Consider the following 12,959-nt stretch of genomic DNA (forward strand, 5'->3'; position numbering starts at 1 on the left):
CGGGACCGCTCCCCCGCACGGCCGATGCTCGGGGATCACTCCCCGTCCATCACCGAATCGGGCTGGATGTCGATCTTCGCGCCGGTCAGCTTGGCGGCGAGGCGGGCGTTCTGGCCCTCCTTGCCGATGGCGAGCGAGAGCTGGTAGTCGGGGACGAGCGCCCGGACGGCCTTGAGGCTCTGGTCGATCACGAACGCGCTGGTCACCTTGGCAGGCGAGAGCGCGCTGGCGACGAAGGTCGGCAGGTCGGAGGAGTAGTCGACGATGTCGATCTTCTCGTTGTTGAGCTCGGCGGTCACCGCGCGCACGCGCTGGCCGAGCTCGCCGATGCAGGCGCCCTTGGCGTTCACGCCGGGCTCGGTCGCGCGCACCGCGATCTTGGTGCGGTGGCCCGCCTCGCGGGCGAGGGAGACGATCTCCACCACGCCGGACGCGATCTCGGGGACCTCGAGAGCGAACAGCTTGCGCACCAGCGACGGGTGGGTGCGGGACACCTGGACCGACGGGCCCTTGGGTCCGCGGCCGACGCTCGTGACGTAGACGCGGATGCGGCGTCCGTGGCTGTAGTCCTCGCCGGGCACCTGCTCCTCGGGCGAGAGGATCGCCTCGATGGAGCCGAGGTCGACGTGGATCATCCGCGGGTTGGGGCCCTGCTGGATGACGCCGGCGACGATGTCGCCCTCGCGGCCCTTGAACTCGCCGAGCACGTGCTCGTCGGCGATGTCGCGCAGGCGCTGGTTGATGACCTGCTTCGCGGCGAAGGCGGCGATGCGGCCGAAGTCGCGCGGGGAGTCCTCGGCCTCGCCCACGACGGCGCCCTCCTCGTCGAGCTCGGGCACGAAGACCGAGACGTGACCGGTCTTGCGGTCGAGGTGCACTCGCGCGTCGACGGCGGTGGCCTTGTCGGCGTCGTCGGCCTGGCCGATGTGCTTGAGGTAGGCGGTCAGGATCGCCTGCTCGATGATCTGCACGAGTTCCTCGAAGGGGATCTCGCGCTCGCGCTCCATGAGTCGCAGAACGCTCAGGTCGATGTCCACGGGCGGGCCTTTCTCTCTATTCACTTGGATGCCGCGGTGGTGACCGCGGTCGTTCGCCTGCCGGGCTCTCACCCGGATCAGCCCTCAAGGGTACCCGACGCGGCCCGGGGTTCCACCCGCGGATCCTGCCGACGCACGGAGGGCCCCGCCTGCCACGGGAAGCGGTGGCGGGGCCCTCGGCGTGTCGGGTCTAGGCGCCCAGCCGGGCGAGCGCCTCGGCGACCGGGAGCTGCTCGCGCTCGCCGGACCGGCGGTCCCACAGCTCGACGATCCCGTCGGCCGCTCCTCGGCCCGCGATGACGATCACGGGCACCCCGATCAGCTCGGCGTCGCCGAACTTGACGCCGGGCGAGACCTTCGGGCGGTCGTCGATCAGCACGTCGCGGCCGGCGGCCTCGAGGGAGGCGCCGACCGACTCGGCGAGCTCGAGAGCCGCCGCGTCCTTGCCGGTCGCGATGACGTGCACGTCGAACGGCGCGACGTTCGCGGGCCAGAGCAGCCCTCGGTCGTCGTGGGTGGCCTCGGCGATGATGGCGAGGATGCGGGTCACGCCGATGCCGTAGGAGCCCATCGTGACGGTGACCAGCTTCCCGTTCTCGTCGAGCACCTTCAGCCCGAGGACGTCGGCGTACTTGCGGCCGAGCTGGAAGACGTGGCCGATCTCCATGCCGCGGGCGGTCTCGATCGGGCCCGAGCCGTCGGGCGCCTCGTCGCCGGTGCGGACGTCCGCGACCTCGACGGTGGCGTCGCCGTGGAAGTCGCGGCCGGCGACCAGGTCGAGGACGTGCTGCCCGGAGACGTTGGCCCCGGTGATCCAGGCGGTGCCGTCGACCACGCGCGGGTCGAGCAGGTAGCGGACGCCGGTCGCCGACTCCTCGCCCAGGACGGCTCCCTCGGCCGACCAGGGTCCGATGTAGCCCTTGACCAGTCCGGGGTGCTTCGCGAAGTCCTCCGCCGTGGCGGCCTCGACCTCGGCCGGGGCGAACGCCACCTCGGCGCGCTTGAGGTCGACGTCGCGGTCGCCGGGCAGGCCGACGATCACGAGCTCGCGGGTGCCGTCGAGCGCGGTGAGCGCGAGGACGACGTTCTTCAGGGTGTCGGCGGCGGTCCAGGCGCGGCCGTCGGGGCGGGGCTGCGTCGCGTTCGCCAGGTCGACCAGGGTCTGGATGGTCGGGGTGTCGGGCGAGTCGAAGACGCGCGCCTCGGGCAGGCCCTCGACGGGCAGCGCCGCGGGGACGGGAGTGCGGTACGCCTCGACGTTCGCCGCGTACCCTCCCGCCGACCGGACGAAGGTGTCCTCGCCGACGGGGGTGGGGTGCAGGAACTCCTCGCTCCGGGAGCCGCCCATCGCTCCGGCGTCGGCCTGCACGATCACGTACTCCAGGCCCAGACGGGCGAAGATCCGCTCGTAGGCGTCGCGCTGGCGCTGGTAGCTCGCGTCGAGGCCGGCGTCGGTGTAGTCGAAGGAGTACGCGTCCTTCATCGTGAACTCGCGGCCGCGCAGGAGGCCCGCGCGGGGCCGCGCCTCGTCCCGGTACTTGTCCTGGATCTGGTAGATCGACAGGGGCAGGTCCTTGTAGGAGGAGTAGAGGTCCTTCACGAGCAGCGTGAAGAACTCCTCGTGCGTGGGAGCCAGCATGTAGTCGGCGTCCTTGCGGTCCTTCAGGCGGAACACGCCGTCGCCGTACTCGGTCCAGCGGCCCGAGAGCTCGTAGGGCTCGCGGGGCAGGAGCGCGGGGAAGTGCACCTCCTGGGCGCCGGCGGCCTCCATCTCCTCGTGGATGATCCGCTCGATGCGGCGCTTGACGCGCAGTCCCAGCGGCAGCCAGGCGAAGACGCCGGGCGCCTGACGGCGGATGTAGCCCGCGCGGACGAGGAGGCGGTGGCCCGCGACCTCGGCGTCGGCGGGATCCTCCCGGAGCGTGCGGACGAACAGATGCGAGAGACGGGTGACCACGAGGGACGATCCTATCCGCTGCGCTCCCCCGGCTCGCGAGGGCGCCGGGAGCCTCAGTCGGGGATCCGCGAGAAGACGACCGCTCCGCCCGTGCCGTCCAGCAGCACGTCGTCGGGGGTGCCGCCGATCGTCATCGGGCCGGAGAGGAGCGCCCGGAGCCGGATGGCCTCGGGGCTCGGCGTGTCGGAGCAGGTGTCGGAGCCGGTCACCTCGTCGCCCGGGATCAGCACGCCGTCGTCGATCCGGTAGGCGGCGCTGACCACGAGGCAGCCGGTGCCGACGACCAGGGTCGGCGCACCCCCGACGCTCTCGGAGCGGAGGCGGACGCGGGCGTCCTCGACCCAGGCCGTGTACGGGGTCTCCCCTTCGGCCGCGGTCAGCACCCAGCGGTCGCAGCCGAAGGGGTCCTGCGGGCTGCGGCTGTCGATGCACTCGCCGGCCTCGGAGGACGGGCCGCTGCGGAGCGCGGCGACACCGGAGGCGAGGAGCGCGGCGGCGACGACCACGAGCGCGAGGCGCAGTGCGGGGCGGACCACGCCGATCCGCCCCGCGCCGTCAGTTCGCGCCGACGGTGACGACCGGGGCTCCGGTCGAGGTGTCGTCGGCCGGCATCTCGGCGGCCAGGCGGTTGGCCTCCTCGATGAGGGTCTGGACGATCTCGGCCTCGGGGACGGTCTTGATGACCTCGCCCTTGACGAAGATCTGGCCCTTGCCGTTGCCGGAGGCGACGCCCAGGTCGGCCTCGCGGGCCTCGCCGGGTCCGTTGACGACGCAGCCCATGACGGCGACGCGCAGCGGGACGCTCATGCCCTCGAGGCCGGCGGTGACGTCGTTGGCGAGCGTGTAGACGTCGACCTGCGCGCGGCCGCAGCTGGGGCAGGAGACGATCTCGAGCTTGCGCTCGCGGAGGTTCAGCGACTGGAGGATCTGCAGGCCGACCTTGACCTCCTGCGCGGGCGGGGCCGAGAGCGACACGCGGATGGTGTCGCCGATGCCCTCGCCGAGGAGGATGCCGAAGGCGGTGGCGGACTTGATGGTCCCCTGGAACTCGGGGCCGGCCTCGGTGACGCCGAGGTGGAGGGGCCAGTCACCGCGCTCGGCGAGCTGGCGGTAGGCCTTCACCATGACGACGGGGTCGTTGTGCTTGACCGAGATCTTGAAGTCGTGGAAGTCGTGCTCCTCGAAGAGGCTGGCCTCCCAGACGGCGCTCTCGACGAGGGCCTCGGGGGTGGGCTTGCCGTACTTCTGCAGGATGCTCGGCTCGAGCGAGCCGGCGTTGACGCCGATGCGGATCGAGACGCCGGCGGCCTTCGCGGCGGCGGCGATCTTGCCGACCTGGTCGTCGAACTTGCGGATGTTGCCGGGGTTCACGCGGACCGCGGCGCAGCCGGCGTCGATCGCGGCGTAGACGTAGTTGGGCTGGAAGTGGATGTCGGCGATGACCGGGATCTGGCTCTTCTTGGCGATGATCGGCAGCGCCTCCGCGTCGTCGCGGCTCGGCACCGCGACGCGGACGATGTCGCAGCCGGACGCGGTGAGCTCGGCGATCTGCTGGAGGGTCGCGTTGATGTTCGTCGTCGGTGTGGTGCACATCGACTGGACGCTGACCTGCGCGTCACCGCCCACGAGCACCTTGCCCACCTTGATCTGGCGGGACTTGCGGCGGGGGGCGAGGGTCATGGGGACCTTGGGAAGACCCAGATTCACTGCTGGCACGCGCCCCATCGTACGCGCGCCGCGGTACCCCTCGTCCGCTCGCCGCACCTTCCCAGCCGCCGCCCCTCCCGCGCGCCTCGGAACCCGTCCACCGCACCTGCTCTCAGCCCGAGACCGCACGACGATCCGCGGTCGCCTCGCTCCCGAGCCGAACCGCCGATCCCGTCCGAGCGACCGGCCCCAGCCGCCCGCACCCCGCTCCACCCACACCCCACCTCGCAGAGCCGACCGCACCACGCCGGGCGAGGCCCGTCCTCCACCCGCGAGGCGAACGGGTGAATCGCGTGCCAGCGATTCGCCCTAGCCGCCTGCGGCCCGCTCCACTCACGCCCCCACCCCGAGAAGCCGACCGCGCCACGCCGGGCGAGGCCCGGCGTGGAATCCAACTCAGAACAGCGTGATCGGCTTGACGATGTCGGCGTAGATGAGGAGGGCGCTCATGCCGCCGAGGACGAGGACGACGACGTAGGTGAGCGGGAGCAGGCGGGCGATGTCGACGGGGCCGGGGTCGCGGCGTCCGAAGAGCTTGGCGATCCGGCGGCGCAGGCCCTCCCAGAGGGCGCCGGCGATGTGGCCGCCGTCCATGGGGAGCAGCGGCACCAGGTTGAAGACGAGGAGGGCGACGTTGAGCGAGGCGAGGACGCCGACCATCGTCTGCACCTTCGACACGACGGGGAGCTGGTCGGAGGCGGCGATCTCGCCCGCGATCCGGCCCACTCCGACGACGCTGATCGGGCCGTTGGCGTCGCGCGCCTCCGAGCCGAACGCCGCCTGGGCGACGTCGATGAGGCGCTGCGGCAGGTTGAGGATGACGTGGGCGACGCTGGTGATGTTCGACCAGACCGTCTCGGGCACCGCGGTGACCGGCTGCTGCGCGAGGGCCGATGTGGGCGAGATGCCGATGAAGCCGACCGTCTGCGTCTCGATCGCACCGGAGGCGTCGGTGACGGGGGCGCCGTTCGCGTCGGTCACCGCGACCTCGTTCTCGGCGGGGGTGATCGTGAGGGTCAGCGGCGCGCCGTCGCGCTGGACGGACACGCTGAGCGGGACGCCCGCGGAGCGCTGGATGATCGGGGTCAGGTCGTTCCAGGTGCTCACCGGAGTGCCGTCGATCGCCGTGATCGTGTCGCCCGGCAGCAGGCCGGCCGCGGCTCCGGGTGCCAGCGGGTCGTCGGCGGTGCAGGTCGCGGTCGCGCGCTGCGACTCCGGGACCACGCACTGCGAGACCGCGGCGAGGGTGCTGGTGCTCTGCGGGATCCCGATGCCGCAGAGGAGGACGGTGAAGAGGACCGTGGCGATCACGAGGTTCATGAAGGGGCCGCCGGCCATGACGATCACGCGCTTCCACACGGGGAGCCGGTAGAACGCGCGGTGGTCCTCGCCGTCGCCGATCGTCTCGGCGCTGGCGGCACGGGCCTCGTCGATCATCGTGGCGTAGGCGCCGCGCCGGGGCTCCTCGAGCTGGGCCTCGGAGGACGCCAGGCCGTTGAAGAAGCCTGTGCTCGACTCCGTGGGCCGGTCCCCCGGGTGCTTCGGCGGGTACATGCCGATCATGGCGATGTAGCCGCCGAGCGGGATCGCCTTGACGCCGTACTCCGTCTCGCCTCGGCGCCGGGAGAAGAGGGTCGGCCCGAACCCGATCATGTACTGCGTGACCTTGACCCCGAACAGCTTGGCGGGGAGCAGGTGCCCGACCTCGTGCAGGGCGATGGAGAGGGCGACGCCGACGGCGATGATGACGACGCCGAGGACGAAGAGCAGCACGGATTCCACCGACACACTGTAGGCCGGGCCCGCCCGTCCACGCTGGGGTGCGCCTGCACGGATCCGATGAACTCCGCGGCCGAGCGGATCAGCGGCGCGACGTCCGCCGACACGGATCCGCGGAGAAGGAGCCCGTTCGGATGACCCCTGGTCAGACTCCGGCGATCCGCTCGTCCGCCGTGCGGCGCGCCCACTCCTCCGCCGCGGCCAGCGACTCGCGGGTCAGCGTGCCGTCGACGCTGTGCGCGTCGACCACCGCCTCCACCGTCTCGAGGATGTCGAGGTAGCCGATCCGCCCCGCGTGGAACGCCTGCACGGCCTGCTCGTTCGCCGCGTTGAACACGGCCGGGTAGGAGGCGCCCGCCTCCCCGACGCGCTTCGCTAGCCGGACCGAGGGGAACGCCTCCTCGTCCAGCGGCTCGAACGTCCAGGAGTGGGAGCGGGTCCAGTCGAGCGGGACGCCGACCCCGGCGACGCGGTGCGGCCAGTCGAGGCCGAGCGAGATCGGGAGCCGCATGTCCGGCGGCGAGGCCTGGGCGATCGTCGAGCCGTCGACGTACTCGACCATCGAGTGGATCACCGACTGCGGGTGCACGGTGACGTCGATCCGGTCGTAGGGGACGTCGAAGAGCAGGTGCGCCTCGATCACCTCGAGCCCCTTGTTGACCAGGGTGGAGGAGTTGGTCGTGACGACCAGGCCCATGTCCCAGGTCGGGTGCGCGAGCGCCTGCGCCGGGGTGACGTCGCGGAGGGAGGCGCGGTCGCGTCCCCGGAACGGCCCGCCGGACGCGGTCAGCACGAGGCGGCGGACCTCGCGGTGCTCGCCCGCGAGGAGGGCCTGGGCGATCGCGGAGTGCTCGGAGTCGACCGGCACGATCTGGCCGGGACCGGCGAGCGAGGTGACGAGCTCGCCGCCGACGATCAGCGACTCCTTGTTGGCGAGGGCGAGCGTCCTGCCCTCCTCGAGCGCCGCGAGCGTCGGGCCGAGCCCCACCGAGCCGGTGATCCCGTTCAGCACGACGTCCGCGTCGACCGAGCGGATCAGCTGCTCGGCCTCCTCCGCGCCGAACGCCGTGTGCTCGACGCCGAACGCGGACGCCTGCTCGGCGACCGCCGCCCGGTTCGAGCCGGCGGCGAGGCCGACGACCTCGAACCGCTCGCGGTTCGCGCCGATGACGTCGAGAGCCTGCGTGCCGATGGACCCGGTCGAGCCGAGGATGATGACCCTGCGCATCCGCCCATCCTGGCACGGAGCACCCAGCGCCTCCCGGTCAGCTGATGGCGAGGATGTCGACCACGAAGACGAGGGTGTCGGTCCCGCTGATCCCCGCGTTCTGGTTGCCCTGGTCGCCGTAGCCCTTCGACGGCGGGATGGTGACGAGCACCTGCGAGCCGACGGTCTGGCCGACCACGGCCTCCTTGAAGCCCTCGATCACGTCGCCGGTGCCGAAGGCGGCGGGAGCGGGCTTCCCCCAGCTCTGGTCGAACACCTCGCCGGTGCCCCAGACCACGCCCTGGTACTGCACGATCAGCTGGTCGCCGTCGGCCACGGTCGTGCCGCTCCCCTTCTTGAGGACGGCGAGCTGCAGGTCGGCGGGCGGGTCGGTCGAGGGGATGGTGACGGTGGGCGCCCCGTCCTCGGCGAGCGCCACCGTCGGCAGGCCGTCGACCGGGGGCTGCGGCTCGCCGTCGGCGGCGGTCGGCACGATCTGCTCGACGTCGATCACCATGACGATCGAGTCGGTCGCGGCGATGCCGAACTGGCTCTGCCCGGCGTCGCCGAACGCGTCGGCCGGGGGAACGACGGCGACGACGCGCGAGCCGACGGTCGCGCAGTTGACGGCCTTCACGAGGCCGGCGAGGTACTGGTCGGTGTCGACCTCGAAGGCCGCGCGGCCACCGGACGCGTAGCTGCTCGCCGAGAACTCGGCACCGCTCGTCCCGTTGTAGAGCGTGTAGTCGACCAGCACGGTGTCGCCCTCGGCGACCTCCTCGCCGGTGCCCTCGATCGCGACCGAGCGCTCGGTGACGTCCACGCTGACCGGGCTGGGGAACACGGTGACTGGCTTGGTGGCGAAATCGCCGCTGGTCTGCACCGCGGCGGTCGCCTCGCCCTCGGTCGCGCAGCCGAGCGGGGTGGCGGAGGCGGACGGCGCTGCATCCGGCTCCCCGGGGGTGCAGGCCGCCAGGCTCAGGGAGGCGCCGAGGACGGCGAGGATCGCGAGGGTTCTGCGCACAGGGGCACCTTTCGTGACCGGCGGCGGCCGGTGGACGTTCGGGGATCGCCTCCATCCTGCACGGCGCGCCTCGCAACGCGCTGGGTGCGGGTCCTCGAACGGTCCCAGGCCTACCATCGGGGCATGCGTGAATTCTCGGTCCCCCAGTCCCGAGAGCTCGTCACCGAGCTCCCCGGCCCGCGCTCCGTCGCCCTCCAGGAGCGCCGCGTCGCCAGCGTCTCCCGCGGCGCCGGGACGCTCGCGAACATCTACATGGACCACGCGTCGGGCGCGGTCCTGGTCGACGTCGACGGCAACCGCCTGATCGACCTCGGCTGCGGCATCGGAGTGACCACCATCGGCCACGCGCACCCCGCGGTCGCCGCGGCGGCCGCCGCGCAGGCCGAGAAGCTGACGCACACCCTCTTCACCGTCACTCCGTACGAGAACTACGTCCGGGTCGCCGAGAAGCTCGCCGAGATCACCCCCGGGGACTTCGAGAAGCACTCGATCCTGGTGAACTCCGGAGCGGAGGCGGTCGAGAACGCCGTCAAGATCGCGCGGAAGTTCACCGGCCGCCGCGCCATCGCGACGCTCGACCACGCCTTCCACGGCCGCACCAACCTCACGATGGCGATGACCTACCGCCCCTGGCCGGAGCGCGCGGGCATGGGCCCCTTCCCGGGCGAGATCTACAGCCTCCCGATCAGCTACCCGTTCCGCGACCCCGAGGGCATGACGGGCGAGGAGGCGGCCGAGCGCACCATCGACTACATCACCACCCACATCGGCGCGCAGGAGCTGGCCGCGCTCTTCGTCGAGCCGATCCAGGGCGACGGCGGCATCATCATCCCGGCGCCGGGCTACTTCCGCCGCCTGTCCGAGTTCTGCACCGAGAACGGCATCGTCTTCGTCGCGGACGAGATCCAGGCCGGCATCGCCCGCACCGGCACCTGGTACTCCATCGAGCACCACGGCGTGGTCCCGGACCTCATCACGACGGCCAAGGGCATCGCCGGCGGCTTCCCGCTCGCCGCCGTCACCGGCCGCGCCGAGATCATGGACGCCGTGCAGCCCGGCGGCATCGGCGGCACGTTCGGCGGCAACCCCGTCTCCACCGCCGCGGCGCTCGCGACGTTCGAGGCGATCGAGTCCGAGGGCCTGCTGGAGGAGGCGCAGCGGGTCGAGCGCCTGCTGCAGGCGCGGATCGGCGACTGGGCCGAGCGCTTCGCGGTCGTGGGCGAGGTCCGCGGCAAGGGCGCCATGTGGGGCGTCGAGCTCGTCCACCCGGGCACGAAGAAGCAGTACCCGGAGGCGCTCACCGCGATCCTGAAGCACGCCACCACGAACGGCGTGATCGTCCTCGACGCGGGCAGCTGGGACAGCGTGCTGCGGATCATGCCGAGCGTGGTCATCAGCGAGGAGCTCATCGACGACGCCGCGACGGTCATCGAGGAGGCGCTCGCCCAGTTCGGCTGATCCGCCGCATGACCGGAGCGGCATGGACGCCCCGGTAGCTTCGTCGGAATGCGGATCGACGACGACCACGAGAGGCCGACTCCCCCGGGGATCGGCCTCTCCGCGCGTCTGGCGCGCCTGTCCATCGGCGGCGTCGGCCGGCTGGTCTACCGGCCGATCGTGGAGGGGCGCGACAACGTCCCGGCCGAGGGACGCGTGATCCTGGCAGCCAACCACCTCTCGTTCATCGACTCCCCGGTGCTGACGCTGCTCGCCCCGCGGCCGGTGCAGTTCCTGGCCAAGTCGGACTACTTCACGGGGACCGGCGTGCGGGGCGCCCTCTCTCGCGCCTTCTTCACGAGCGTCGGAGCCGTCGCGGTCGAGCGCGGCGCCGGCCAGGCCGCTCAGGAGGCGCTGGACCTCGGCCGGGCGATCCTCGAGCGGGACGAGGCGTTCGCCGTCTACCCCGAGGGCACCCGCTCCCGCGACGGGCGCCTCTACAAGGGCCGCACCGGAGTGGCATGGCTCGCCCTCACCACGGGCGCGCCGGTGGTCCCCGTCGGCATGATCGGCACGCAGGAGCTCCAGCCGGTGGGCACGAGGGTGCCGCGCCTGCACCGGATCACGGTCCGCTTCGGGGCTCCGCTGGACCTCTCGCGGCACGGCTCCGCCGACTCCGGCCGCGCCCGACGCCACGCCACCGACGAGGTGATGGCGGCCGTCCACGCGCTCTCCGGGCAGGAGCTCGCCGGTGCGTACAACGAGTCGCCGCCGACGACCACGGTCGAGCGCATCCGCCGGGCGCTCCCGCACGAGCGCCGCTGAGCCTCAGCGCGCGGACGCCTCCGGCTCGTGGGCGACGGGGAAGTTCACCGAGTTGGCGATGAAGCAGAGCCGGGAGGCCTCGGCGTGCAGCGTCTGGGCGATCGCCACCATCGACTCCTCGGCGACAGTGACGCGGGGCCGGAGGGTCACCGAGGTGAAGCGGCCGCTCTCCCCCTCCTGCAGCATCGAGCCCACCGCGTCGTCCGTGTAGCCGGTGACGACGACTCCGTTCTTGACCGCCACGTGCAGGTAGGAGAGGAGGTGGCACTGCGCGAGCGCCGCGAGGAGCAGCTGCTCCGGGTTCCAGCGGTCGGCGTCGCCCCGGAAGGGCGTGTCGGCCGAGGCGAGGATGGGCGCCGGGCCCTCCGCCGTGACGGTCAGCTGGCGCCCGTACTCGCGATAGCCGCTCGTGCCGGTGCCCCGGTCGCCCTCCCAGACGACGGACACCGCGTACTCGTGCTCGGACTTCATCGGGCTCCTCCTCGACGGCGGTGGATCAGGCCGGTCGCGCCGGTCTGGACCTCTGGACGCGGAACCCCCGCGGGTAGACTCCGAGGACCATGACAGACACGCTCGCCCCCCAGGTTCCCACGTCCGCAGTCCCCCAGGAGCGGCGCGTCGCGACCGAGATCCCCGGGCCGCGATCCCGGGCCCTGCACGAGCGCCGCCTCGCCGTCGTGCCCACCGGCGTCGGCACCGCGCTCCCCGTCTACATCGACCGCGCGCACGGCGCGATCCTGGTCGACGTCGACGGCAACAGCTTCATCGACCTCGGCGCCGGCATCGGCGTCACGACGATCGGGCACACCGACGACTCCGTCGTCGCGGCCGCCGCGGAGCAGCTCGCGCGCCTCACGCACACCCTCTTCACCGTCACTCCGTACGAGCCCTACATCCGCGTCGCGGAGCTGCTGGCCCAGCACACCCCCGGCGACTTCGCCAAGAAGACCGTCCTGGTCAACTCCGGTGCCGAGGCGGTCGAGAACGCCGTCAAGATCGCGCGCAAGCACACCGGCCGCCCCGGCGTCGCGGTGCTCGACCACGCGTACCACGGACGCACGAACCTCACGATGGCCATGAACTTCAAGGCGCTGCCCTACGGCCTGGGCTTCGGACCCTTCGCCAGCGACGTCCACCGTGCGCCGAGCTCGTACCCGTACCACGACGGCCTGTCGGGAGCCGAGGCCGCCCAGCGCGCGATCTCGTACCTCGAGAAGACCGTCGGCGCGTCCGCCCTGGCCTGCCTCGTCGCCGAGCCCATCCAGGGCGAGGGCGGCTTCATGGTCCCCGCCGACGGCTTCCTCCCGGCACTGCAGGAGTGGTGCACGGCCAACGGCATCGTCTTCGTCGCCGACGAGATCCAGTCGGGCATGGCCCGCACCGGCGCCTGGTTCGCCAGCGAGCACCTCGGCCTCGTCCCCGACCTCGTCCTCTCGGCCAAGGGCATCGCCGGCGGCCTGCCGCTCGCGGGTGTGACGGGCCGCGCCGAGATCATGGACTCGGCGCAGGCCGGCGGACTGGGCGGCACCTTCGGCGGGAACCCCGTCGCCGCCGCCGCCGCCGTCGCGGTCTTCGAGCGCATCGAGCGCGAGGGCCTCCTCGCCGAGGCCGACCGGATCGGCGCCCGCCTGGGCGCGGCGCTGCGAGGCCTGCAGGAGCGCTACGACATCATCGGCGACGTCCGCGGCATCGGCGCGATGATGGCGATGGAGCTCGTGCAGCCCGGCACCGCCGGCACCACGAAGGAGCCGAACGCCGTCGCGGTCCAGGCGATCATCGACTACGCCGCCCAGCACGGGGTCCTCGTGCTGAGCGCCGGCACCTACGGCAATGTGGTCCGCTTCCTGCCGAGCCTCGCCCTCACCGACGAGCTGCTCGACGACGCCGTGTCGGTCATCGCCGACGCGTTCGCCACCCTCTAGGCGCGATCCTCCGAAGGCCACCGCGGGCGCCGAGGCGCTCCCCGGTGGCCTTCGGCGTCTCCGG

At 72.3% G+C, this 12,959-nt stretch carries 11 protein-coding genes; 3 read left to right on the forward strand and 8 right to left on the reverse strand.

Annotated features, from left to right (window positions below):
• Positions 1 to 35 precede the first annotated feature (35 nt).
• The 7 genes from nusA to C5C29_RS00450 all read right to left on the reverse strand — a co-directional run bounded on the left by nusA (position 36) and on the right by C5C29_RS00450 (position 8,711).
• A complete protein-coding gene (gene nusA, locus C5C29_RS00420; RefSeq protein WP_104225180.1) occupies positions 36 to 1,037 on the reverse strand; it encodes a transcription termination factor NusA in 1,002 nt (333 codons plus the stop codon).
• Between the two features lie 190 nt (positions 1,038 to 1,227).
• Positions 1,228 to 2,994, reverse strand: a complete 1,767-nt coding sequence (locus C5C29_RS00425) for a proline--tRNA ligase (RefSeq protein ID WP_104225179.1) — start codon at positions 2,992 to 2,994, stop codon at positions 1,228 to 1,230.
• Between the two features lie 53 nt (positions 2,995 to 3,047).
• Positions 3,048 to 3,530 (reverse strand): hypothetical protein, encoded by a 483-nt coding sequence (locus C5C29_RS00430; protein WP_104225178.1) that lies wholly within the window; start codon positions 3,528 to 3,530, stop codon positions 3,048 to 3,050.
• A 19-nt stretch (positions 3,531 to 3,549) separates the two neighbouring features.
• Positions 3,550 to 4,710, reverse strand: a complete 1,161-nt coding sequence (gene ispG, locus C5C29_RS00435) for a flavodoxin-dependent (E)-4-hydroxy-3-methylbut-2-enyl-diphosphate synthase (RefSeq protein WP_173244694.1) — start codon at positions 4,708 to 4,710, stop codon at positions 3,550 to 3,552.
• Positions 4,711 to 5,097: 387 nt separating this feature from the next.
• Positions 5,098 to 6,483, reverse strand: a complete 1,386-nt coding sequence (locus tag C5C29_RS00440) for an RIP metalloprotease (protein WP_258062217.1) — start codon at positions 6,481 to 6,483, stop codon at positions 5,098 to 5,100.
• 142 nt (positions 6,484 to 6,625) lie between these two features.
• Positions 6,626 to 7,708 (reverse strand): 1-deoxy-D-xylulose-5-phosphate reductoisomerase, encoded by a 1,083-nt coding sequence (gene dxr, locus C5C29_RS00445; protein WP_104223045.1) that lies wholly within the window; start codon positions 7,706 to 7,708, stop codon positions 6,626 to 6,628.
• A 37-nt stretch (positions 7,709 to 7,745) separates the two neighbouring features.
• A complete protein-coding gene (locus C5C29_RS00450; RefSeq protein ID WP_181074916.1) occupies positions 7,746 to 8,711 on the reverse strand; it encodes an FKBP-type peptidyl-prolyl cis-trans isomerase in 966 nt (321 codons plus the stop codon).
• A 123-nt stretch (positions 8,712 to 8,834) separates the two neighbouring features.
• Between C5C29_RS00450 and C5C29_RS00455 the strand changes: the two genes are divergently transcribed.
• On the forward strand, positions 8,835 to 10,169 hold the full coding sequence (locus tag C5C29_RS00455) for an aminotransferase class III-fold pyridoxal phosphate-dependent enzyme (RefSeq protein WP_104223043.1): 1,335 nt from the start codon (positions 8,835 to 8,837) through the stop codon (positions 10,167 to 10,169).
• Positions 10,170 to 10,217: 48 nt separating this feature from the next.
• A complete protein-coding gene (locus C5C29_RS00460) occupies positions 10,218 to 10,973 on the forward strand; it encodes a 1-acyl-sn-glycerol-3-phosphate acyltransferase (protein ID WP_104223042.1) in 756 nt (251 codons plus the stop codon).
• 3 nt (positions 10,974 to 10,976) lie between these two features.
• Here the strand turns inward: C5C29_RS00460 and C5C29_RS00465 are convergent, their stop codons facing one another.
• Positions 10,977 to 11,444 carry an OsmC family protein gene (locus C5C29_RS00465; RefSeq protein ID WP_104223041.1) on the reverse strand — a complete coding sequence of 156 codons (468 nt, stop codon included), beginning with the start codon at positions 11,442 to 11,444 and terminating at the stop codon, positions 10,977 to 10,979.
• An 89-nt stretch (positions 11,445 to 11,533) separates the two neighbouring features.
• On the opposite strand from C5C29_RS00465, the gene gabT reads away from it, so the two are divergent.
• Positions 11,534 to 12,895 (forward strand): 4-aminobutyrate--2-oxoglutarate transaminase, encoded by a 1,362-nt coding sequence (gene gabT / locus C5C29_RS00470; RefSeq protein WP_104223040.1) that lies wholly within the window; start codon positions 11,534 to 11,536, stop codon positions 12,893 to 12,895.
• The last annotated feature ends 64 nt before the right edge of the window (positions 12,896 to 12,959 follow it).

This window comes from Rathayibacter sp. AY1H2, from assembly GCF_002931985.1.
In the GTDB taxonomy this organism is placed as follows: Bacteria; Actinomycetota; Actinomycetes; order Actinomycetales; family Microbacteriaceae; genus Rathayibacter.